The following is a 20,841-nucleotide window of genomic DNA, read 5'->3' as shown; positions in this document are numbered from 1 at the left end:
GCGATCTTCCGTCTCCCTCCTGCGAGGGAGGCACTCGGTCGCTCAGGTGACCGCGAGCCGCCGGGCGTACCTCTCCTCCCGCCAGAGCTCCTTCTCCAGCACCTCGGCCAGGACGGCGGCGGCGTCGTACACGTCCACGAACCGCGTGTACAGCGGCGCGAAGCCGAAGCGAAGAATGTCGGGCGCGCGGAAGTCGCCGTGTACGCCGCGGTCGATGAGCGCGCGCATCACCGGATAGCCGTCGGGGTGGTAGAGGCTCACCTGGCTGCCCCGATCGGTCGCCTCGCGCGGCGAGGCGAGCTCCAGGGCGTCACCGACCAGGTCGATGAAGAGCGAGGTCAGCGCGACGCTCTTGGCCCGGACCTGGCGCATCGGCACCCGCTCCCACACGTCGAGCGCCGCCTCCAGCGCCGCGAACGACAGCACGTGCGGGGTGCCGACCGCGAACCGCCTGATCCCCTCGGCCGGCCGGAATCCGGGCTCGAACGCGAACGGCTCCGCGTGGCCGTGCCAGCCGGGCAGGACGTTCTCGGCGGCGGCCAGGTGGCGTGGGTTGACGTAGAGGAACGCGGGCGCGCCGGGACCCGCGTTGAGGTACTTGTACGTACAGCCGACCGCGAAGTCGGCCATCGAGACGTCCACCTCCATGGCGCCCACACTGTGGCACACGTCCCAGACCATCAGCGCCCCCGCCGCCTGCACCCGCGCGGTCACCGCCGGCACGTCATGGCGGGCGCCGGTGCGGTAGTCGACCTCGGACAGCAGCACCACGGCCGCGTCGTCGAAGCGCCCCTCGGCGAAGTCGCGGACCTCGTAGCCGCCCAGCATCCCGGCCAGCCCCTGGACCATGTAGTGGTCGGTGGGGAAGTTCCGCACGTCGGAGACGATCACCCGCCGGTCGGGCCGCAGCCGCGCCGCGGCGGCGACCGTCTGGTAGACGGCGATCGACGTGGTGTTGCCCACCACGACCTGGCCGGGGCCCGCGCCGATGAGCGGGGCCAGCCGGTCACCCGTGGTCAGCGGCTGCTCGTACCACCCCGCCTGGTTCCACCCGCCGACGAGCTGCCCGCCCCACTCGTCCTCGACCGCCTGCCGCACCCGTTCGGCGGTACGGCGGGGCAGCGCGCCGAGTGAGTTGCCCACGAGGTAGACGACGCCTTCGGGCAGCACGAACTCGTCGCGGAAGTCCCTCAGCGGATCCTCGGCGTCCAGGGCGAGGCAGTGGTCGCGATCCAGCATGCGGCTACTTCCTTTCTGGGGGAATCGTGGCGATTACCCGGTTTACGCCATTCTCGTACTTACGGGCGTACCAGTTCTGTACTGGGTTATGCGTCGTGGGGTCGAGCCGGAACGTGCCGCGCGGGCTGGCCAGGTCGCCCACCCGGCCGAGCGCCGCGGACAGGTCGCCGCCCAGCCCGGCCGCCCGGTCGATGAGCTGCATGGCGTCCCAGCTCTGCAGCGCCACGGCCGACGGGTTCCGGCCCGTCTTGGCCTTCCACCTGGCGACGAACGCGGCGTTCTCGGGGGTGGTGAGCGCCGGTGAGTAGAGGCCGACGCTGGTGATCCCCTCGGCGTCGGTCCCGATGGCTTCGAGCACGTCTTCGTCGGTGAGGTTCTGGCAGGTCAGCAGGTCGATCTTGGTGTCGTAGCCGAGCTGCTTGAACGCCTTGGCGAAGGTGACCGCCTCGCCGCCCGCGTAGAAGGCGTACAGGAGCTTGGCGTCCGGCGGGATGCGCCTGAGGTAGGGCTCCAGGTCCTCGGACTTCCCGTACGGGGTGAGGATGCGCTTGAGCGGCTTGACGCCGTACCCCTGGGTGAAGCCGTCGAGCGTCTCGGTGCCCCCCGAATAGTCGGAGGCCATCAGTACGACCCCCGCCTTGCCGTACCGCTCGGCGGCGTACCTGCCCGCCGCGTAGCCGTGTTCGTGGTTGGTGAACGACACCCGGAAGACGCCGGGCCCGCCCAGCTCGTCGGCGCCGGCGTTCGCGATCACCACCGGTGTGCCGGCCGCCTCCTTGACGACCGACACCGCGACCGGCGAGGAGATCAGGCCGGTGATCACGTTCACCCGCTCGCGCGCGATGAGCGACCTGGCCTGCTGCTGCCCCTTCTCGGGGTTGCCCGCGTCGTCGGCGACGATCAGCTCGGCCGGTCTGCCGCCCAGCCGGCCACCATGCGCCTCCAGGTAGAGGTGCATGGCCGCCTCCATGTCGTCACCGAGCGTGGCGTAGACCCCGGTCTGCGAGATGATCGCGCCGACCCTGAGCGTGGGATCCGGCTCCGTCTCCAGCGCGGGCGAGACACCACAGCCCGCGGCGATCAGCACCACCACCAGTCCGAGCACCGGCCCGCGCATGGGGATCATCGCGACGATCGACGGGTGGGTCTCGACCGGCACGCCCCGCCCGGCCTCACGGCGAGAACACCGCCCGCACCGACCCCAGGCCGTCGATGTGCGCCTCGAAGTCGTCGCCCGGCTCGACCGGCACCACGGGCCCGAGCGAGCCGGTCAGGACCACGTCTCCCGCCCGCAGCGGGTAGTCGGTGCGGCCGAGCCGGCCCGCCAGCCACACGGCCGCGTTGAGCGGCTGGCCCAGGCAGGCGGCGCCCGAGCCGGTCGAGACCTCCTGGCCGCGCCGCGTCATCGTCATCGCGGCCCGCCGCAGGTCCAGGCCCATCAGCGAGGCAGGCGTGCTGCCCAGCACGAACGCGCCCGCGGAGGCGTTGTCGGCGATCGTGTCGGCCAGCGTGATGTCCCAGTCGGCGATGCGCGAGTCCGCGATCTCGATGGCGGGCAGCGCGAACTCCACCGCCCTGATCACGTCCGCCACGGTGAAAGGCCCGCCGATCAGGTCGCGGCCGAGCACCAGCGCGACCTCCGCCTCGGCGCGCGGCTGCAGGAACCGCTCCACCGGCACAGGAAGACCATCGAGGTACGACATATCCGCGAAAAGCATGCCGTAGTCGGGTTCGTCGATCCCGAACTGCTTCTGCATCAGCGGGTTGGTGACGCCGACCTTCCTGCCGACCAGCCGCCGCCCCTCGTTCAGCGCCCGCCGCGTGTGGATCTCCTGTACGGCGTAGCCCTCGGCGGCGGTGCTGATCATGTCTCTGACGGGAGCGCACGGCTTGCCCAAGCGCCCGGCCTCGGCCAACCGGTCCGCGGCGTGGATGCCAGCGTCTACCGCCTCTGACCATTCGTCATGCATCAGGCTGCTCCAGCTTCATCGTGATCGTCGTAGGTGGGAGTAGACCAGGAACGTCTCTGACATCGTCTCTTCCGATGGCTTCAGGCGCCATGCCGTACGTACCCGATCTGTGCCGACTCTGTGCCGACAGGCCACGCCATCCATGCGCGGACGGCCGCCGATCGCCATCCTTGACTACATGCAGAAGCGCATCGACCGCATCGCGGCCCACGACGGCTCCTTCGACGTCCATATCTGGCTCCCCGCCACCGGCAGCGGCGGGGGCCCCGGCATCCTGCTCATCCAGGAGATCTACGGCGTCGGGCCGTACATCGCGAAGGTGGCCGAAGAGCTGGCCGCACTCGGCTACGTCGTGGCCGCGCCCGACCTGTTCTGGCGGCTCCAGCCCAACTGGATCGGCGAGCACACTCCCGAGGGCACGGCCGCCTCGATCGAGCTGGCCGCCCGTTTCGACGTCCCGCAGGCCGTGGCCGACTGCGCGCTCACCCTGGCTCATCTGGGCGAGCTGCCCGAGGTGACCGGTGGTGTCGGGGCGCTCGGGTTCTGCCTGGGCGGCTCGCTGGCGTACCTGCTGGCCACCCAGGCCGAGCTCGGCGCCGTGGTGGCCTTCTACGGCTCGGCGGTGCCGGAGGCGGCCGGGCTGATGGAGCGCATCGGCTCGCCCTTGCTGCTGGTGTTCGGCGGCAGTGACCCGTACATCCCGCGTGACCAGGTGGCCGCGGTCGAGCAGGCCGCGGCGGGCCGGGACAACGTGCTCATGCACGTCGAAGAGGAGGCCGGGCACGCCTTCCACAACAGCGAGTCGCCGATGTTCCACCAACCCGAGCCCGCCGCGCGGGCCTGGCGGGTCGCGCGCGACTTCCTCGCCGAGCATCTGCCCACTCGCTCGTAGCCACCCGCCCGTGCGGCCGGGCATCCACCGGTACCTATCCGGAGGGACAGCTTCCCGTACCACTGGACGGCCGCCATCATGGTCCGATGGCTCGGACGTGGGGTTTGTGGGGAAACGTCATTATTGCTGGTACTTTTGCGCTGCCGCTGGCCGCACTGGCAATCTTGCTCCTCGCCCGTCACCGCGCCCGAGCCGGCCATCCGGCACCCGTCCGCACCGCCCTGGCCGACATCGGCATCGCCGTCGGCACCGCGCCGTGGGTGTGGATGATCCTCACTCCGGCAGGGGGTCCGGCCGGGGTCAGCCTCGTGCCGTTCAGCGACCTCATCGACGTGGTCAACGCGCCTTGGGAGACCGTGTTGGTGCAGGTGGGAGGCAATCTGCTGGTCTTCGCCGCGCTCGGCGCGCTGCTGCCCGTACGCACCGCGCGGATGGCCTCGACGGCCCGCGTCGCCGCCGTCGCGGCCGCCGCCTCGGTCACCGTGGAGGCGCTTCAGTACGGCCTGCGGCTGGGCCGGCTCTCGTCGATCGACGACGTGATCGTCAACACCTCGGGCGCCGTGCTCGCCGCGCTGATTACTCGCCGCTGGTGGGCGAGCCGAGTAGCGGCTGGGACCGTTCCACGATAACGGTCCGCTGAAACCTGGCCGACTTCATCACACAGGCATGATGCGCTCAAAAGAAGCTCGCGACCATCCCCCGTATCTGTGCGATCGTGGACAAGACGGGGCAAGTTCTCTGGAGACGCCAAACCCGGTTGGTGACAGAGGGTGGTCGAACGTGTCTGAAGTCCCGGTTCCCCACGATTCTCCGATCTATCGACGCATCGCCGACGGTCTCCGATCCCGGATTCTGTCCGGCGAACTGCGCGACGGGGATCGGCTACCGGGCGAGAACGCGCTCATGGCCGACTACGGGATCGCCCGCGCCACCGCCAGGCAGGCGCTCGCCGTACTGATCAACGAGGGGCTGGCGGTACCGAAGCGAGGCTCGGGGGTCTACGTGCGACTGTTCAAACCGATCCGACGGCACGGCTCACGCCGGCTCTCCCGCGAGCAGTGGGGTCAGGGGCGCACCATCTGGGACGCCGACACCCGCGGCCGCCCCTTCACCGTGGACGAGGTGGAGGTGGCGCGCGAGCGGGCGGCCGAGGAGGTCGCGGGCGTCCTCGACAGCGGCGAGGTATGGGTACGGCGGCGCCGCTACTCGGTCGACGCCCGGCCCGTGCAGCTCGCCACGTCCTACTTCCCCGCCCGCCTGGTCGAGGGCAGCGCCATCACGTCCCCCGACACGGGGCCGGGCGGCGTGTACGCGAGGCTGCGCGATCTCGGCCTGCCGCCCACCCACTTCACCGAGGAGGTACGGGCCAGGATGCCGGGACCGCGCGAGACCGGGCTGCTCGACCTGCCCGGCGGCACTCCGGTGATCGTGATCACCCGGACCGCCTACACCGCGACGGGCGTGCCCGTCGAGCTCAACGAGATGGTCCTGGACTCGGCGGCGTACGTACTCCAGTACGACTTCGACGCTTAGGTCAAGCAGAAATGTCAAGCGATAGGTTGACCTGTCCCTTGCGATCATTGCCTTCTCTAGAGATGTGACGGACCCTTCAAGGAGATGGAACCTCGCGTGGGTCCCGGAGGGATGATCAGATGTCCTTTGACCGGCATCTAGCCGACATCGCCCGGGAGTTCGCGCAGTGGACCATCTGGCGGAGCGACGCCGGCCGATGGTGGGCCACGCGACATCACCCGCTCAGCGCGGCGCAGCGCGATGCCGGGTGTGCGATGACCATCGACGCCGACGACCCGGAGGGCCTGCGCGAGCAGCTCCGGGACCAGGAGAGCAGGGCCGGCGAGCACGAGCCGCGAGCCGGTCCGGCGCCTCCGTGATCGCGTCGCGGCGGGCCGTTCCGGCGGTACGCCGCAGACGCTCGCGAGCAGCCCGGTGCCGGGTCCAGCGTCTCGGCGGCTCCGGCACCGGGCCCCCATAGGGGCTGCGAGCGCGGAAGCCCCCGACCCGATCGGGGGCGGGGGCTTCCGCCCGTGGGATGTGAAAGGGCCCCGCCACATCGGGCGGGGCCCTTACCTGCTTACCGGGGCATCCTCATCGGGACCTGTCCGTCGGCAGCCTGTGGATCAGCGGCGTTTCGCCGGTCAGCGGCGGACGTCCGACAGGCGGCCGATGATGTCGACGTCCGTGTCGTCGGAGACGGGGCGGGCGACCTCCGCCGTCCGCTCGGCCGGGTTGTCCTCGACGATGACCCGCACGTCGTCCTGCGGAGTCGGCAGGTGCTCCGGCTCCTCGACGACAGCGTCCTGGACGACGGCCTCCTGGATGACGGTGTCCTGGGCGACAGCGTCCAGAGCGACCGTGTCCTGAGCGACGGTGTCCTGAGCGACGGTGTCCTGAGCGACGGTGTCCTGCGCAGCGGGCTCCAGGGGAGCGGGCTCGGGCGTGGAAGCCGGCTCGATGACGAGCGGGCCCGCCTTGCTCTCGGTCTGCATGAGGTCACCGAGCACGGAACTGATCTCGGTCAGCCTCCGCACGACCTCGGTGTGCGTGTTGCTCAGGTATTCGACGCGCCGGCCCGCGTGCTCGTCGAGCGACTCGACCCGCTGCCGCGCCGACTCGAGCGTCGACTCGGCCTCGGCGCGAGCGCTCGTGAGGGTCCGCTCAGCCTCCGAGCCGGCGGACTCCAGAAGCTGCTCGGCCTCCTGCTTGGCGGAGGTGAGCACGCTGTCGGCCTCGGCCCGCGCCTCCCGCACGGTGTCCTCCGCCTCCGTGCGCGCGCTGGTCAGCTTCTCCTCGGCGTCGGCGCCCGCCTGAGCCAGCATGCGCTCGGCGGCCCCCGTCGCCTCGCCCACGCGCCGCTCGGCCTCCGACTGAGCGGAGGTCAGCATGTTGTCCGCCGTCTCACGCGCGGAGGTGACCAGCCGGTCGGCCTCCGACTTGGCGGCGTCACGCACGCTGACGGCCTCGGCCTCGGCGTCCTCCTTCTTGGCGGCGGCTTCCTCTTCCCCCAGCCGGAGAATCTGCGCCAGCCTGGGGCTGAGGTCCTCGTAGCTCTGCGGCGCCTCCACCATGCGCCGTCTGGCCTCCGCCAGCTCGACCCGGCCCTGCTCGGCCTGGTCGATCGCCCGCGCCAGCCGCTCTTCCAGATCTCGGACTTGGTTACGGGTACGGATCATGTAGTCGTGTACCTGACGGCGGTTGTAGCCGCGCATCACGACTTCGAAGGTGTCCTCTTGCATCAGATCGGGAATGCTCTCGTGCTGGTTTGTCATGGGGGTTACCTAAGGGTTTGCGTGAGGCGGGGGAAACCGGCAGCTTGTAAGGGTCTGGCGTCGAGACGTCAGGAATCGACTTTCCTGCCATCTGCCCACGTCCGCAACCGGAACACCAGACCTGAGCCGGGAATTACCATGTGACAGATGTACATCGCTGCATTGGACAACGGGGCAGAGCCGGACATTCATCCCGAGGCGTACATCGCGCCAGGCGCCGTCGTGGTGGGCAGGGTGCGAGTGGGCCGGGCGTCCAGCATCTGGTACGGCTCCGTTCTCCGGGGTGACGACGAGCGAATAGAGATCGGCGAGGAGTGCAACGTACAGGATCTGTGCTGTCTCCATTCTGACGCGGGCGAGCCGGCGATCTTGGAGCACCGGGTCAGTCTCGGCCACAAGGCCATGGTGCACGGCGCCCATGTGGAGTCCGGAGCGCTGATCGGCATCGGCGCGATCGTGCTCGGTGGCGCCCGCATCGGCGCGGGCACTCTGGTCGCGGCCGGCGCGCTGGTCGGCCCGGGCAAGAAGATCCCGGCCGGGGTGCTGGTCGCCGGGGTGCCGGGGAAGATCATGCGCGAGCTCACCGACGACGACCGGGCGAGCTTCGCGAGCACGCCGGACAACTACATGGCCAAGGCGCTCAGGCACCGGACGGCGTCACCACTTTGATCAGGACGTCGTCCGGCACCGACGCGGTGTTGAGCGGGTCCGCGTAGTCGGGCAGCTCGGGCCGGAGAAACCGGACGAAGTCGACGGTCAGCTTGAGGTCGGGCGTGCCTTTGACCTGTTTGGCATTGCCCTTGGTGGGGTCCTTCTTGAGCGCGCCGTAGCTGTCCCAGTCGGTGTAGGCGGTCATGCCCCACTGCAGCACCTCGGGCAGCTCCGACGGCCAGCGCCCGCCGACCTTCCAGGCGCCGCCGTCCTCCTTGTACAGGGCCACCGCGAGGCGCCCGACCCTGGCCAGGACGAGCTCCACCCAGCCGCTCTTGATCGTGACCTCGTGCGGCCCGGAACTACCGTCCTTGGTGTACGTCATCTCCAGCCGGCCGCTCGCGTCGGCCGTGCCGGTGGTGACCGACATCCAGTTCGCCTTCCCGTACGAATTGGGCACCCTGGCCATCAGGCCGCCCAGCGAGAACTTCCGCGTGGGCTTGGCGCCCTTCTTGCCCTCGACCTTGAGCCGCGCGTGCATGACGATGTCCCCGGCGAGTTCCTGGTAGACGAACGGGCCGCGGAAGCCGTCGAACCACGCGGAAACCTTGGGCTCCAGGTATAACGAGCCCTTGGCGGTCGTGTTCACGTCAAGTTTGGCGATCCGATCGAGGTCCTTTTCGGTCTCGCTCAGCTTGCTCCACACCGACAGACCGGTGGCGGCGGCGAACTCGTCCGACGCCGAGCCCACCTCTCCGCCGGGCTTGGGGGGTAAGGCGTCCTTCAGGGTCAGGACACCGGGGCCGGTGGGAGAAGGTTGCGCCGAGGTAACCGTCCCACACCCCGCGAGGACGCCGACGACCGACAGAACCCCTACCCATGTTGCCCTCATAGTGGACATTCTGCCGTGTAGAGCCTCTTGTCGATTGAGATCGGACCAGTACGATGGCCGCCGTGCGCCCCTGGAATGCGTTCACCGCCGTCGAGGCGGACGTCCGCGCGATGGTCGCGGACCCGCGCTGGCAGGGGCTTCCCGTGCCCGTACGCGCCCAGGTGATCGCGGCCAGAGCCCTGGTGACACCCGAGGGCGACAGATGGCTGTTCGGGGCGCACGCGTGCTGGTATCTGCACGACCCCGCCGACGGCCGCTGGCACGCCTCACCGCCGCCCAGAGGCGCTCTCACCCGCAACGCGGGGCACCCCGCCGCGGTGCTGCCCACCCGGGTGATACCGCGCGGGCCCGACTTCGCCGCCGAGCCCGGCTCCACCCAGGCGTTCGTCGGCCCCGACGTGCCCCACGCGCTCACCGATCGGATCCGGCTGCTGCTGCGGGGCGAGGAACGCCGGTCCGAGCGCGACTACCCGATGAGCGCCTTCGACCAGATCTTCGCCAGAGACGTGCCGAGCACGGTCGCCGCGATCTGGGGGACGATCATGTGGTGCGCGTACGCGCCCGCCTTCGACGGCAACGAGCGGCTCATCACGGCCTTCGGCGAATATCTGCGGCGGCCGCTCCCCGGTGACGAGTGGGTGCGCTGGCTGCCCGCGCCACCGCTGCTCGACCTCGTCACGCTCGTCTCCGAGCGGCTGCGCGCCGGCCACTCCCGAGCCGCGCTCCGGCTGGCCGCGATGATGGCCGACACGGCCCAGATCCTGCTCTCGGACCCCCGGTTCAGGCCGCGCGCGCTGGCGCTGCTCACGATGGTGGAGCCCACTCTGAGACAGCCCCACCTGGACGACCGCGCGGCCCTGCGCGACGACCACACGGTACGACAGGCGTGGCTCGACCGGCTGCCGGAGCGGCTGGGCCGGGGGGTGCTGGTGGAGACCGACCCCGAGGCGCACTTCCGCCACACCGTGTACGACCTGGTCGAGGCGCTGGACTTCACCACCGAGCCGGCCCGGGCGGCGGCCGCCTTCCTGGCGGACCTCTCCGACTCGCGGGGGCTGCTTCCCGGTTACCTGGACCACCGTTTGCGGCGGGCGTACGACGAGCTCGCCAGGGCCGGGCTGACGAGCACCTCCGCGGCGGAGACCACCCAACCGGAGGGCTTCCCCGCGCAGACGCCCCCGCCCTACCCATGGCGCTCCGACCCACCGGAGACGGGCGCCTACGCGGTGCCCTCTTCATGGACCGGGGTCGGTGTTCACGCCATGCCGGAAACAGGCGCTTACGCCATGCCGGAGACGGGCGCTCACGCCGTACCAGGAACAGGCGCCTACGCCATGCCGGAAACCGGCGCCTACGCCTTGCCGGAAACCGGCGCTCACGCCGTACCAGGAACAGGCGCTTACGTCACGCCGGGAACGGGCACCCACGGCGCACGACAGCCGGGCGCCTTTGCCGTGCCGGAAACCGGCGCTCACGCCATGCCGGAGACAGGCGCTCACTCGGCGCCGGGGACGGGCGCTCATGGCGTGCCGGGGGCGGGGAGGGCGGCGTCCGTGCAAGAGGAGGCGCGGGCGTCAGGATCCGGTGTCGAGCCGCCCGATCGGGCGGCAGCGGCGGCCGTGCTGGGGGCCGCGTACGCCGTCGGGCTGGCGTGGGGGCGGCTTACGGGGGCGCGGGTGCCGGAGCGCGGGTTCGCGGGAGCGGCGGCGCTGGTCCATCGCTTGATCCCCGAACGCGACGACATGCACTCCTAAACCACTAATACCGCTATTTCACCCTAACCCCGCCTATAGCCTTCTAACACTTGAGGCAACGCACCATTAGCTGAATTGTGATCTCGGATTCGGGAAATGATCCCCATGGGGCCCAGGCGGCGTTCAAAGGAATGACTCCGATGGGCCATGTCGCCCGAAGGGCCCCCGCCGTAACCTCGTAGAGGGTGTGGGCTGCGGAAGGAAGGACGACGCGGTGGGGCACGATGACCTGGACTCTCGGGTCCACGACCGTGTCGCGTTGGACGAGATTGCGCTCTACGCTGAGGTGCTCACCGCCGTCGCTATCAGTGAGCGGCGGCTGACCTTGGACGAGCTCGACGACGCGCTCGGATTGCGGACTTCGGCGAGTCGCTGAAGACCATCACTAATGACCTAGTCCCGGATCCCATCGGGGTCCGGGACGGTGGTTTCCGCGGATGGTTCACTACCGCACAACATAACTAGTTAACTGCGCGCGCCATCTCCTACGAACGGACGAGACGCTCCTACGAACGGACGAGACGCGCGATCGCCGCCGACGCTTCTTTGACCTTCGCCTCCGCCTCGGGCCCGCCGGTGTTGATGGCATCGGCCACGCAGTGCGAGATGTGCTCCTCAAGCAGCCCGAGAGCCACCGCCTGCAGCGCCCGCGTCGCCGCGGACACCTGGGTCAGCACGTCGATGCAGTAGGCGTCGTCGTCGACCATCCGCTGCAGACCCCTGATCTGCCCCTCGATCCGCCTGAGCCGCGTCAGATACGCCTGCTTGTCTCCGCTGTACCCATGCATGCTCCTACGGTACCCGTAACCCGTATCAATCAGCGGAGGTCGCTGAGCAGCTTCTCCCACTGCTCGCCCACTTCGGCCGCCTCGTGCCGGATGGCCGTCTCCAGCGCGCCCGCGGCCAGCGAGCGGCGCCGGCGCTCGTCGTCGATCAGCGCGAGCAGCGCGGCCGCGAACAGCTCCAGCCCGCCGTCGCCCTCCGGCACCAGCACCCCGTTGTAACCGGTGGCCACGAACTCGTTCGGCCCCCTGGCGCCGTCGAAGGCCACCACCGGCACCCCGCAGCCCATGGCCTCCAGCACGGACATGCCCAGATCGGCGGTGGTCGAGGTGTTGGCCACGATCGACGCCTTGGCGAACTCCCCCGCCAGGTCCGGGGTGACGCCCATGAAGTAGACGTGGTTGTGCAGGTCGAGCTCCCGGACGAGAGCACGCAGCCGCCGCTCCTCTGGGCCCCCGCCGTACAGTCGCAGCCGCCAGTCCGGCCGCTTGTCGGCGACGGTGGCGAACGCCCTGATCAGCCTGTCGTACGCCTTGATGGGCTCCCACCTGCCGCCCGCCGCGACGATGCGGTTGTCCATCCGCGAGCGCGGCCACGGCCCGCCGGGCAGCGCGTCCGGCACGACATGTACGGGCGCCCCCTCGCCCAGCAGCTCGCGCCACTCCTCCTGCGCGCTGTCGGTGGCCGTGACGACGGCGTCGAGCCGCGGATAGAAGCGCTGGACGGGCCCGAGTATTGCCGGCCGCGCCCACTCCCTGGCGAGCTTGAGCGTCTCCCGTGGCGCGTGCCTGGCCGCCTGGACGCTCAACCCCGGCCTGGTGGTGATGAGGACGTCGGTCTTGAGGTTGCGCAGCACCCGCCACAGCGCCACCTCGGTGCGTACCTGCCCCCTCGGCAACAGGTGCCTGACCCCGGGCCGGAGATCGACCACGGAGCGCATGGCCACCTTCGGGCCCACGGGGAAGAAGGGCTTGTCCTTCTGCCGCCGGAGGCTGATCACCTCGACGTCATGGCGGTCGGCGAGGGCGGTGGCGAGGTTGAGGGTGGAGCGTATGTCGCCACGCATGGCGTACGCGGACGAGACGAAGATGCTGACCTTCACCTGCCCACCTCGATCCGCAGCTCGTCGTCGGCGGTGTAGGCGGGACGGACGGCCACCCCGTCGACCCTGGCTGACGGGTAGTGCAGCCGGCGGCGCTTGCCGTCTATGTCGTCGAGTCGGGCACCCAGCATCATGGGCGTCGGCACGCCCTCGACCTCCAGCGACGGCTCCCAGACGCCCGAGGACTCCGGATCGGCCTCGACCACGTCGACCAAGGAGAACGCGGCGTGGAAGCGCACCCCCTGCACGGTGGCCACCGTGCGGATGGTCGTCCCGGTGGGCTGCTCGCGCTGGAGCGCCAGCCTGGCCTCATGACGCGAGTCGTCGTCATCGAGGCCGGTGTAGGCGAGCAGACCCATCACCTCGAACCGGCCCTCCCTGAACCAGATCGAGCGCACCTCCGCCGCCGGCTCGGCGTCGGCTATCTTCAGCGCCAGGAAACCGTTGCGCGTGCGATAGGAGCGATAGGCGAGGGTCCGCTTGCACAGGGCGTAGGCGTCGAGGTGGTCGAGCGAGAAGCCCGGGTCGATGCTGCGCAGCCGCGAACGTTTGCCGTCGCGGCGCAGATAGGCGTCCCAGCGGCCGGGGCTGAGCATCAGCGGCGCCAGCGACACCGCCAGGCTGGCCTCTCGCGTCCTGGCGCCCGGCGTGCCGAGCAGCACGTCACGCTCGACCCCCGTCGTCCGGTGCCTGAGCACGAGCTCCGTGCCTTCCCTCAGCGGCTCCTCGATCGCGAGTCGCAGGGAGAGCACGTCGGCGAGCGTGACTTCCGCGTCTGTGACGACGACGCGCATCACGAGCCCCCTCCCCGTCGAATGAAGCCATGCGACGTTGAGGTTACCGTGATTTTCCCGTTATGTGGATGGCAGTTTTCCTCTACTCGGCCCTTCTGACGTGCGGAACTCCTCTACAAGCGCTGTAGAGGAGTCCGACTTTGCCCCGTCAGGAGCCGGTTTTGACAGATTTGATCAGGAGCTGGGCCACGTCCACGACCTCCAACGACTCCTTCGCCTGGCCGCTGTTCTTCTTCTCGTTGATGGCATCACCGAGCATCACCATGCAGAACGGGCAGGCCGTGGAGACAGTGTCAGGATTGGTGGTCAGGGCCTCGTCGACGCGCTCGGTGTTGATGCGCTTGCCGATGCGTTCTTCCATCCACATCCGGGCGCCGCCGGCCCCGCAGCAGAAACCGCGGTCCTTGTGCCGGTGCATCTCCTGCGTCTGCACGCCGGGCACCTTCGACATGATGTCGCGGGGCTGCGAGTAGACCTTGTTGTGGCGGCCGAGGAAGCACGGGTCGTGGTAGGTGATCTTCTCCTCGATCGGCGTGATCGGGGTGAGCAGTCCCTCGTCGACCAGCTTGGCCAGCAGCTGCGTGTGGTGTACGACCTCGTAGGTGCCGCCGAGCTGCGGATACTCGTTGGCCAGCGTGTTGAAGCAGTGGGGGCAGGTGGCGACGATCTTCTTGACGCCCGCCTCGTTCAGCGTCTCGATGTTCTGCTGGGCGAGCATGTTGAACAGGTATTCCATGCCCAGACGGCGGGCCGGGTCACCCGTGCACGCCTCCATCGGGCCGAGCACGGCGAACTTCACGCCCGCGATGTGCAGCAGCTCGGCGACGGCCTTGGTGGTCTTCTTGGCCCGGTCTTCGAGCGCGCCCGCGCAGCCGACCCAGAAGAGGTATTCGGCGTCCTCGGGCATCTTGTCCTCGACCAGCTCGACCTCGAAGTCGAGCTCGGAGATCCAGTCCGCGCGCTTCATCTCGGACATGCCCCACGGGTTGCCCTTGTTCTCCAGGTTCTTGACCATCACTCCCGCCTCCGACGGGAACGACGACTCCACCATCACCTGGTAGCGGCGCATGTCGAGGATGTGGTCGATGTGCTCGATGTCGACCGGGCACTGCTCGACGCAGGCGCCGCAGTTCGTACAGGACCACAGAACGTCCGGGTGGATCACGCCCTCCTCGCCGACCAGCGGCTTGTTGAGCAGCGCGAGCACGTCGGTGTCCGCGTGCTCGGTGGAGGCGGCCATCAGGTAGGGGGCCACCTTGAAGGCGTGGTCACGCTGGTCGAGGATGAGCATCTTCGGCGACAGCGGCTTGTCGGTGTTCCACGCGGGGCACTGCGACTGGCAGCGGCCGCACTCGGTGCAGCTGTAGAAGTCGAGGAAGCCCTTCCAGGTGGTGTCGCCGATCTTGCCCCGGCCGAGCCGCTCGGGGTCCAGGTCCTCGTCCTCGAAGTCGACGAGCTTGCCGTCGACGCGCAGCTCGGACGCGGCGCCCAGGCCGTCGGGGCGGCGGGAGAAGAGCACGTTCAGCGGCGCGGTGAAGATGTGCAGGTGCTTGCTGTGGACCACGATGACCAGGAACACCAGCATGAAGCCGATGTGCAGCAGCAGCGCGATCTCCTCCAGCACCGAGCTGGCGGGCAGAATCTTGCCCAGGGCCAGTGACACGAAGGCGCCCGACGAGTAGGGGAAGTTGCCGTTGGCCGCCGCCGCGCCACGGGCCAGGAAGAGCGTCCAGATGATGTTGAAGATCATGAACAGGACGAGCCAGGCGCCGCCGAGGTGGGAGCCGGAGAAGCGGGACTTGCGGCCGAGCGTCTTGGGTGAGTTCTTGATCCGGATGACGGCGAAGGCGAGCAGGCCGAGCAGGCAGGCCACCGCGATGAAGTCCTGCAGGAAACCGAGCACCGCCCAGGTGCCGATGAGCGGGATGTGGAAGTCGGGCTCACCGGTGATCGCGCCCTGGACGATGGCGCCGTACGCCTCGATGTAGACGGTCAGCAGGATGAAGAACGCCCACATCACGAAGAAGTGCGCGGTGCCGGACGGTGTCCACTTGAGCAGTTTCTTCTGCCCGAACACCTCGACGAGTTGCGTCTTGAGCTCAGTGCCCGCGTGCGTCTTCGCGTATTCGATGCGTTCGGGCGCGGGCGGACCCACGGTCGCGAGCTTGAACAGGAACAACGTCCTGCGGCCCGCTACGGCGACCGCCGCGACGGTCATGATGAGCCCGATGATGGCCACCCAGAGCACGGGTCCTCCCACTGACGATGTTGGCTGCCAGCGTACGGTCACGTCACCGGCCAGGCACTACCGGAATCCTACCGACTAGTAACCTTACGGTCGGCGGTGCGTCCAGAACAATGCTCTACCCCGTCAAGTAGCGCTGTACCGTCGGCCCCAGCAGTTGGACCAGATCTTCGGGATCGGCGCTCGCCAGCGGCTCCAGCCTGAGCACGTAACGGCCCATGACGATGCCGAACATCTGCGCGAAGGCGGCCTCGATCCGCAGGTGCGGCACCTCGAGCCGGTCGGCGACCCGGTAGAGCAGGGCGTTCGTGACGAACTCCCGGAACATCTTCTCGGCCTGCTCGTTCGTCATGGCCGACCGGATCAGCGCGACCATCGGCTCGCGCGTCTCGGGCGCGCCCGTCACCGACAGGATCAGCCGGACGAGCCGCTCCCCGATCTCCTCGCGGGGCCCTTCGAGCAGCAGCGGCACGATCTGGTCAGGGGTGACCGGCAGCCGCATCGCCGCCGCGAACATGCCCTCCTTGGTGTCGAAGTAGTGGTGCACCAGGGCGGGATCGACGTTCGCCTCCCTGGCGATGCCGCGTACCGTCGCCTTGTCGAAGCCCTTCTCGGCGAAGACACGACGAGCCGCGGCGAGAATCTCACCCCGCGTGTCCGCCGAGCCCGGCCGGCGCCCCGGACGGCGCGTGTTCGTCACCTGCCCACCGCCAGGTAGACCCGCATGGGCACGTACAGGACCCCCTCGGGGAAGACCTTCCTGAGCTCCACCCGCTGCCGTGCGACGAGATCGTCGGCGGCCTCGGGAGACAGCGCCGCCATGTAGGAATGCGAACGCAGGTTGAGCAGGAAGTCCTCGATGCCGACCAGCCTGGTCCAGGCGATCCAGCGCTCCTCGACCACCTCCATGGCGGCGGCGATGGGCGGCACGGACCACTCCGCCAGCGCCGGGCCCCAGTAGGTCGGGCACTCCGCCGCCAGCCGGGCCTCATGGGCGGCCAGCCAGTCGGCCTCGGCGGCGTGGGCCAGGTTCCAGCAGCCCACGATGGCCCCGTCGGGCCGCAGCACCCGCCTGGCCTCGGAGATCGAGACCACCGGGTCGAGCCAGTGCCAGGACTGGGCGTACGTCACCAGGTCGGCCACCCCGTCGGTCAGCGGCAGGGCGTTGCCGTCCGCGAGCAGTGCGGCGATGCCGTCGTCCGTGGCCTTCGAGAGCAGGCGGGCGAGCATCTCCGAGCCCGCGTCCACCGCGATCACCCGCGAGCCGCGGGCGCGCAGGGCACGCGTCAGGATGCCGGTGCCGGCGCCCACGTCGACCGCCGTCGCGCCGGCGAGCTGGATGCCGGACACTTCCGACAGCGCGTGGTACATCTCGTCGGGGTACGTCGGCCGGCCCGCGTCGTAGGCGTCGGCGACGCTGTCGAACACCCTGCCGAGCTCCCTCATCGGTCCCACGCTCATCTGGCCGCCGCCAGGTAGAGGCGGGCGAAGGCGAGCGCCTCCGCCAGGTCGTCGATCCGCTCCGTACGGCTGGCCGCCTTGCGGGTGTTGATCTCCAGCACGACCAGCCCGCCGTAGCCGGAGTTGGCCAGCCGTTCCAGCATGGGCGCGCACGGCTGGTTGCCCCTGCCGGGTACGAGGTGCTCGTCCTTGTTCGTCACGCCGAGGCCGTCGGCCAGGTGCAGGTGGGCGAGCCGGTCACCGAGCTTGGCGGCCATCTCCATGGCGTCGGTGCCCGAGACGGCCGTATGCGACAGGTCGAGCGTGACGTGCGGGAAGTCGTAGTCGGTCGGGTCCCAGCTGGGCGAGTAGGGGACCACGTCGTTGTTTCTGGCCTTGAGCGGGAACATGTTCTCCACCGCGAACGTGACGCCGGTCTCGTCACGCATCCTGGCCAGGCCGGTCTCGAAGTCGCGCGCGTACTCGCGCTGCCAGCGGAACGGTGGGTGCACCACGACCGTCGAGGCGCCCAGCCGTTCGGCCGCCTTCTGGGCCTTGACCAGCTTGGCCCAGGGGTCGCGGCCCCAGACGCGCTGCGTGACGAGCAGACACGGCGCGTGGATGGCCAGCACGGGGACTTCGTAGTGCTCGGAGAGCCGCTCGATCACATCGATGTCCTGGCTCACGGGATCGGCGCCGACCATGATCTCGACCCCGTCGTAGCCAAGACGCGCGGCCAGCTCGAACGCGTCGGGAGTGCGTTCCGGATATACCGAGGCGGTGGACAATGCGATCTTCGCATTGGGCACGCGGATGACATCAGCCACGCTGCCAGCCTAAGCCGGTGACGACGTTCTGGCGCGCGCCCCGTACGGTTGGGCCATGCCACGGATCGCCAAAGGCGCCATCCCCAGCCCCAACATCTGGAACACCCCCCAGGTCTACGAGCTGGAGAATCGCGCCATCGACCCTGACGGAGCGGCCAACGCGGCGATGCGCGCCCTGCGCTCCTGGAACGGCGCCACCGTGCTCGACATCGGCTGCGGCACCGGTTACCACCTGCCGGCGTTCGCGGCCGAGGCGGCGAAGGTGATCGGCGTCGAGCCCCACGGCGATCTGGTCACGCTCGCCCGCCGCCGCTGCGCCGGGCTGCCCTCCGTCGAGGTCCACGCCGCCGCCGCACAGGACCTGCCGCTGCCCGACGCGTCCGTGGACGTCGTGGTGGCGCGCTGGGCCTACTTCTTCGGCCCCGGCTGCGAGCCCGGCTTACGCGAGCTCTCCCGGGTGGTACGCCGGGGCGGCGCGGCCTTCGTCATCGATCTGGACGCCACCCGCGGGGCCTTCGGCGGCTGGTTCCAGCGCACGGTGCCCACCTACTCCGCCAAGGCGGTGGAGGCCTTCTGGGACCTCCAGGGCTGGCAGCGACAGCAACTCGACCTGCGGATGGCCTTCTCCCGCCGGGCCGACCTGGAGGCCGTGCTGCGCATCGAGTTCACGCCCGAGGTGGCCGCGCAGGCGATCGCCGAGACACCCGGCCTGGAACTGCCCTACCCGAACGTGCTGCGCTGGCGCTCGTTCTAGGGGGGTTGACATTGACGTCAGTGTCAACGTTTAGCGTAGGGGCATGCGCATCGGAGAGCTGGCCGAACGGACCGGGGTGAGCACCCGATCACTCCGCTACTACGAGCAGCATGGGCTGCTCACGGCCAGGCGCGGGTCCAACGGCTATCGCGACTACGCGGAGGAGGACATCAAGCTGGTGTCCGAGATCCGGGCGCTGCTGTCCGTGGGGTTCACGCTGGAGGACACGCGGCCGTTCGTCGACTGCCTGCGCTCCGGCCACAGTACGGGCGGCTCCTGCCGCGAGTCTGTCGCGGTCTACCAGCGCAAGCTGGCCGAGATCGACGACGAGATCCGCGTCCTGCTCACCCGGCGCGCCGAAGTCGCCGCCCAGCTCGGCGCGGCGTGCCCTGGTTGCGTGCTTAAAGGAGAGAAATGATTGAGCTGACCGCCGCCAACTTCGAGGAGCAGGTACTCAAGAGCGACAAGCCGGTGCTGGTCGACTTCTGGGCCGAATGGTGCGGGCCGTGCCGCATGGTCGCCCCCGTACTCGCGGAGATCGAGACCGAGCACGGTCTGACCATCGGCAAGCTCAACAGCGACGAACATCCTGAGATCTCGGCCCGCTATGGCGTCATGGGGCTGCCCACGATGCTGCTGTTCGAGAACGGGGCGCCGGTCAAGCAGGTCGTCGGCGCCAAGCCCAAGCGCATGATCGAGGCCGAACTGGGCCTGAAGTAGGACTTCGGGCCCGTACCTCGTGAAGATTGTCGGCGCGGGCCGCTAGCCTGCTCCGCATGGTCAAGTCTGCGCAGAAGCCCGGTTACCGCTGCGCCGAGTGCGGGTGGCGCACCACGAAGTGGGTGGGCCGCTGCGGCGAGTGCCAGGCCTGGGGCACGGTCGACGAGGAGGGCGCGCGCGCCGGGGTGCACGTCGTCCAGGCCGGCGCGACGACCGCGCCGGCGGTGCCGATCGGCCAGGTCAAGGCCGAGACGGCGGCCGCGCGCACGACCGGGGTGAGCGAGCTCGACCGGGTTCTCGGCGGCGGCCTGGTGCCCGGGGCGGTGGTGCTGCTGGCCGGCGAGCCCGGCATCGGCAAGTCGACGCTGCTGCTCGAAGCGGCCGCCCGCATGTCCGAGCGCGACACGGTGCTTTACATCACGGGCGAGGAGTCGGCGGCCCAGGTGCGGTTGCGGGCCGACCGCATCGGCGCCATCCGCGACCACCTCTACCTCGCGGCGGAGACCGAGCTGTCGGCGCTGGTCGCGCATGTCGACAAGGTCCAGCCCAAAATGCTCGTCGTCGACTCGGTGCAGACGGTCGGCTCCGCGCAGACCACCGGTGTGCCGGGCGGGGTGACGCAGGTGCGGGAGGTGGCCGCCAATCTGGTCCGGCTGGCCAAGGAGCGCAACATGGCCACCGTGCTCGTCGGCCACGTCACCAAGGAAGGCTCGATCGCCGGGCCGCGCACCCTGGAGCACCTGGTGGACGTCGTGCTCAGCTTCGAGGGCGACCGCCACTCCCGGCTGCGGATGGTCCGCGCGATCAAGAACAGGTACGGCCCCACGGAGGAGGTCGGCTGCTTCGACCTGCACGAGCGCGGCATCGAGGGCATCACCGACCCGAGCGGGCTGTTCGTCTCGCGGCGCAGCGAGCCGGTGCCGGGCACCTGTGTGACCGTCACGGTCGAGGGCACCCGGCCGCTGCCCGCCGAGGTCCAGGCCCTGGTCGCCCGCACCGAGGCGCAGCAGCCCCGGCGCACCTCCTCGGGCCTCGACACCTTCCGGGTGCAGATGATCCTCGCCGTCCTCGAACGCCGGCTCAACGCCAAGCTGGGCGGCTGCGACGTGTTCACCGCGACCGTGGGCGGCATCAAGCTGTCCGACCCGGCCATCGACCTGTCGGTGATGCTGGCGGTGGCCAGCGCGGCGGGCGACAAGCCGCTGCCGGCCGGTCTGGTGGCCATGGGCGAGGTGGGGCTGGCGGGCGAGTTGCGCCCGGTGAAGGACGTGCGGCGACGGCTGAGTGAGGCCGCGCGGCTGGGGTTCAAACGCGGGCTGGTGCCCGCCGGATCCCTCGACCAGGGCGGCAGCCGGCGTGACGGACAGCGTTCCCTGGTGCCCGTGGGGCCGGTGGCGTTCGCGGCCGGCTTCGAGGTGGTAGAGGTGGAGAACGTCTGGGACGCACTCACACACGTCACATAGCGCGGCTAAGCTTGACCTGACTATTTCG

22 protein-coding genes are annotated in these 20,841 nt (G+C 69.7%); 10 read left to right on the top strand and 12 right to left on the bottom strand.

Annotated elements, in window-relative coordinates; translation table 11 throughout:
* Positions 1-42 precede the first annotated feature (42 nt).
* Genes kynU through ACGFNP_RS50125 form a run of 3 tightly spaced genes read right to left on the bottom strand, consistent with a single transcriptional unit; the run spans position 43 to position 3,107 of the window.
* On the bottom strand, positions 43-1,239 hold the full coding sequence (kynU, locus tag ACGFNP_RS50135; RefSeq protein WP_393330358.1) for a kynureninase: 1,197 nt from the start codon (positions 1,237-1,239) through the stop codon (positions 43-45).
* Between the two features lie 4 nt (positions 1,240-1,243).
* On the bottom strand, positions 1,244-2,398 hold the full coding sequence (locus ACGFNP_RS50130; RefSeq protein ID WP_358320406.1) for an ABC transporter substrate-binding protein: 1,155 nt from the start codon (positions 2,396-2,398) through the stop codon (positions 1,244-1,246).
* 13 nt (positions 2,399-2,411) lie between these two features.
* A complete protein-coding gene (locus ACGFNP_RS50125) occupies positions 2,412-3,107 on the bottom strand; it encodes a 2-keto-4-pentenoate hydratase (RefSeq protein ID WP_393330355.1) in 696 nt (231 codons plus the stop codon).
* 280 nt (positions 3,108-3,387) lie between these two features.
* Between ACGFNP_RS50125 and ACGFNP_RS50120 the strand changes: the two genes are divergently transcribed.
* The 4 genes from ACGFNP_RS50120 to ACGFNP_RS50105 all read left to right on the top strand — a co-directional run bounded on the left by ACGFNP_RS50120 (position 3,388) and on the right by ACGFNP_RS50105 (position 5,993).
* Positions 3,388-4,101, top strand: a complete 714-nt coding sequence (locus ACGFNP_RS50120; protein WP_393330352.1) for a dienelactone hydrolase family protein — start codon at positions 3,388-3,390, stop codon at positions 4,099-4,101.
* A 164-nt stretch (positions 4,102-4,265) separates the two neighbouring features.
* The gene (locus ACGFNP_RS50115) at positions 4,266-4,730 is read left to right on the top strand and encodes a VanZ family protein (protein WP_358320415.1); all 465 of its coding nucleotides are present in this window, start codon (positions 4,266-4,268) and stop codon (positions 4,728-4,730) included.
* A gap of 151 nt (positions 4,731-4,881) precedes the next feature.
* Positions 4,882-5,634, top strand: coding sequence for a GntR family transcriptional regulator (locus tag ACGFNP_RS50110; RefSeq protein ID WP_358320419.1), 753 nt, complete (start codon positions 4,882-4,884; stop codon positions 5,632-5,634).
* 119 nt (positions 5,635-5,753) lie between these two features.
* The gene (locus ACGFNP_RS50105; protein WP_358020553.1) at positions 5,754-5,993 is read left to right on the top strand and encodes a hypothetical protein; all 240 of its coding nucleotides are present in this window, start codon (positions 5,754-5,756) and stop codon (positions 5,991-5,993) included.
* 264 nt (positions 5,994-6,257) lie between these two features.
* Here the strand turns inward: ACGFNP_RS50105 and ACGFNP_RS50100 are convergent, their stop codons facing one another.
* Positions 6,258-7,388 carry a hypothetical protein gene (locus ACGFNP_RS50100; protein WP_393330348.1) on the bottom strand — a complete coding sequence of 377 codons (1,131 nt, stop codon included), beginning with the start codon at positions 7,386-7,388 and terminating at the stop codon, positions 6,258-6,260.
* 147 nt (positions 7,389-7,535) lie between these two features.
* Here ACGFNP_RS50100 and ACGFNP_RS50095 point away from each other — a divergent pair, with 147 nt between their 5' ends.
* Positions 7,536-8,057, top strand: coding sequence for a gamma carbonic anhydrase family protein (locus ACGFNP_RS50095; RefSeq protein WP_358320426.1), 522 nt, complete (start codon positions 7,536-7,538; stop codon positions 8,055-8,057).
* On the opposite strand, the gene ACGFNP_RS50090 is transcribed toward ACGFNP_RS50095, so the two are convergent.
* Positions 8,029-8,931 carry a hypothetical protein gene (locus ACGFNP_RS50090; protein ID WP_358320429.1) on the bottom strand — a complete coding sequence of 301 codons (903 nt, stop codon included), beginning with the start codon at positions 8,929-8,931 and terminating at the stop codon, positions 8,029-8,031. The two genes, ACGFNP_RS50095 and ACGFNP_RS50090, sit on opposite strands and share 29 nt — an antisense overlap.
* A 62-nt stretch (positions 8,932-8,993) precedes the next feature.
* Between ACGFNP_RS50090 and ACGFNP_RS50085 the strand changes: the two genes are divergently transcribed.
* Entirely contained in the window at positions 8,994-10,685 is a 1,692-nt protein-coding gene (locus tag ACGFNP_RS50085; RefSeq protein WP_393330345.1) for a hypothetical protein, read from the top strand.
* 506 nt (positions 10,686-11,191) lie between these two features.
* Here ACGFNP_RS50085 and ACGFNP_RS50080 read toward each other — a convergent pair.
* From ACGFNP_RS50080 to ACGFNP_RS50050, 7 genes are all read right to left on the bottom strand, one after another.
* Positions 11,192-11,473 carry a metal-sensitive transcriptional regulator gene (locus ACGFNP_RS50080; RefSeq protein ID WP_080044376.1) on the bottom strand — a complete coding sequence of 94 codons (282 nt, stop codon included), beginning with the start codon at positions 11,471-11,473 and terminating at the stop codon, positions 11,192-11,194.
* A 29-nt stretch (positions 11,474-11,502) separates the two neighbouring features.
* Entirely contained in the window at positions 11,503-12,570 is a 1,068-nt protein-coding gene (locus tag ACGFNP_RS50075; protein WP_393330342.1) for a glycosyltransferase, read from the bottom strand.
* Positions 12,567-13,364 (bottom strand): hypothetical protein, encoded by a 798-nt coding sequence (locus ACGFNP_RS50070; RefSeq protein WP_358320437.1) that lies wholly within the window; start codon positions 13,362-13,364, stop codon positions 12,567-12,569. Before ACGFNP_RS50070 ends, ACGFNP_RS50075 begins: the two co-directional genes overlap by 4 nt.
* A gap of 148 nt (positions 13,365-13,512) precedes the next feature.
* Positions 13,513-15,612, bottom strand: coding sequence for a (Fe-S)-binding protein (locus ACGFNP_RS50065; protein WP_358320440.1), 2,100 nt, complete (start codon positions 15,610-15,612; stop codon positions 13,513-13,515).
* Between the two features lie 115 nt (positions 15,613-15,727).
* A complete protein-coding gene (locus tag ACGFNP_RS50060) occupies positions 15,728-16,309 on the bottom strand; it encodes a TetR family transcriptional regulator (protein ID WP_358320443.1) in 582 nt (193 codons plus the stop codon).
* Positions 16,306-17,055 carry a class I SAM-dependent methyltransferase gene (locus tag ACGFNP_RS50055; RefSeq protein ID WP_358320446.1) on the bottom strand — a complete coding sequence of 250 codons (750 nt, stop codon included), beginning with the start codon at positions 17,053-17,055 and terminating at the stop codon, positions 16,306-16,308. The genes ACGFNP_RS50060 and ACGFNP_RS50055 overlap by 4 nt, the downstream gene beginning before the upstream one ends.
* Positions 17,056-17,066: 11 nt before the next feature.
* Positions 17,067-17,876, bottom strand: coding sequence for a sugar phosphate isomerase/epimerase (locus ACGFNP_RS50050; RefSeq protein ID WP_358320448.1), 810 nt, complete (start codon positions 17,874-17,876; stop codon positions 17,067-17,069).
* 55 nt (positions 17,877-17,931) lie between these two features.
* Between ACGFNP_RS50050 and ACGFNP_RS50045 the strand changes: the two genes are divergently transcribed.
* The 4 genes from ACGFNP_RS50045 to radA are packed head-to-tail and all read left to right on the top strand — an operon-like array spanning position 17,932 to position 20,813.
* Positions 17,932-18,630, top strand: coding sequence for a class I SAM-dependent methyltransferase (locus ACGFNP_RS50045; RefSeq protein ID WP_393330338.1), 699 nt, complete (start codon positions 17,932-17,934; stop codon positions 18,628-18,630).
* A 43-nt stretch (positions 18,631-18,673) separates the two neighbouring features.
* Positions 18,674-19,048 (top strand): MerR family transcriptional regulator, encoded by a 375-nt coding sequence (locus ACGFNP_RS50040; protein ID WP_219532997.1) that lies wholly within the window; start codon positions 18,674-18,676, stop codon positions 19,046-19,048.
* Entirely contained in the window at positions 19,045-19,350 is a 306-nt protein-coding gene (gene trxA, locus ACGFNP_RS50035) for a thioredoxin (RefSeq protein WP_358320456.1), read from the top strand. Before ACGFNP_RS50040 ends, trxA begins: the two co-directional genes overlap by 4 nt.
* A gap of 56 nt (positions 19,351-19,406) precedes the next feature.
* On the top strand, positions 19,407-20,813 hold the full coding sequence (radA, locus tag ACGFNP_RS50030; protein WP_358320459.1) for a DNA repair protein RadA: 1,407 nt from the start codon (positions 19,407-19,409) through the stop codon (positions 20,811-20,813).
* Positions 20,814-20,841: the final 28 nt, after the last annotated feature.

It is taken from the genome of Nonomuraea sp. NPDC049269 (genome assembly GCF_043197155.1).
Taxonomy (GTDB): domain Bacteria; phylum Actinomycetota; class Actinomycetes; order Streptosporangiales; family Streptosporangiaceae; genus Nonomuraea.
This window is presented reverse-complemented; position numbering and strand designations above follow the sequence as displayed.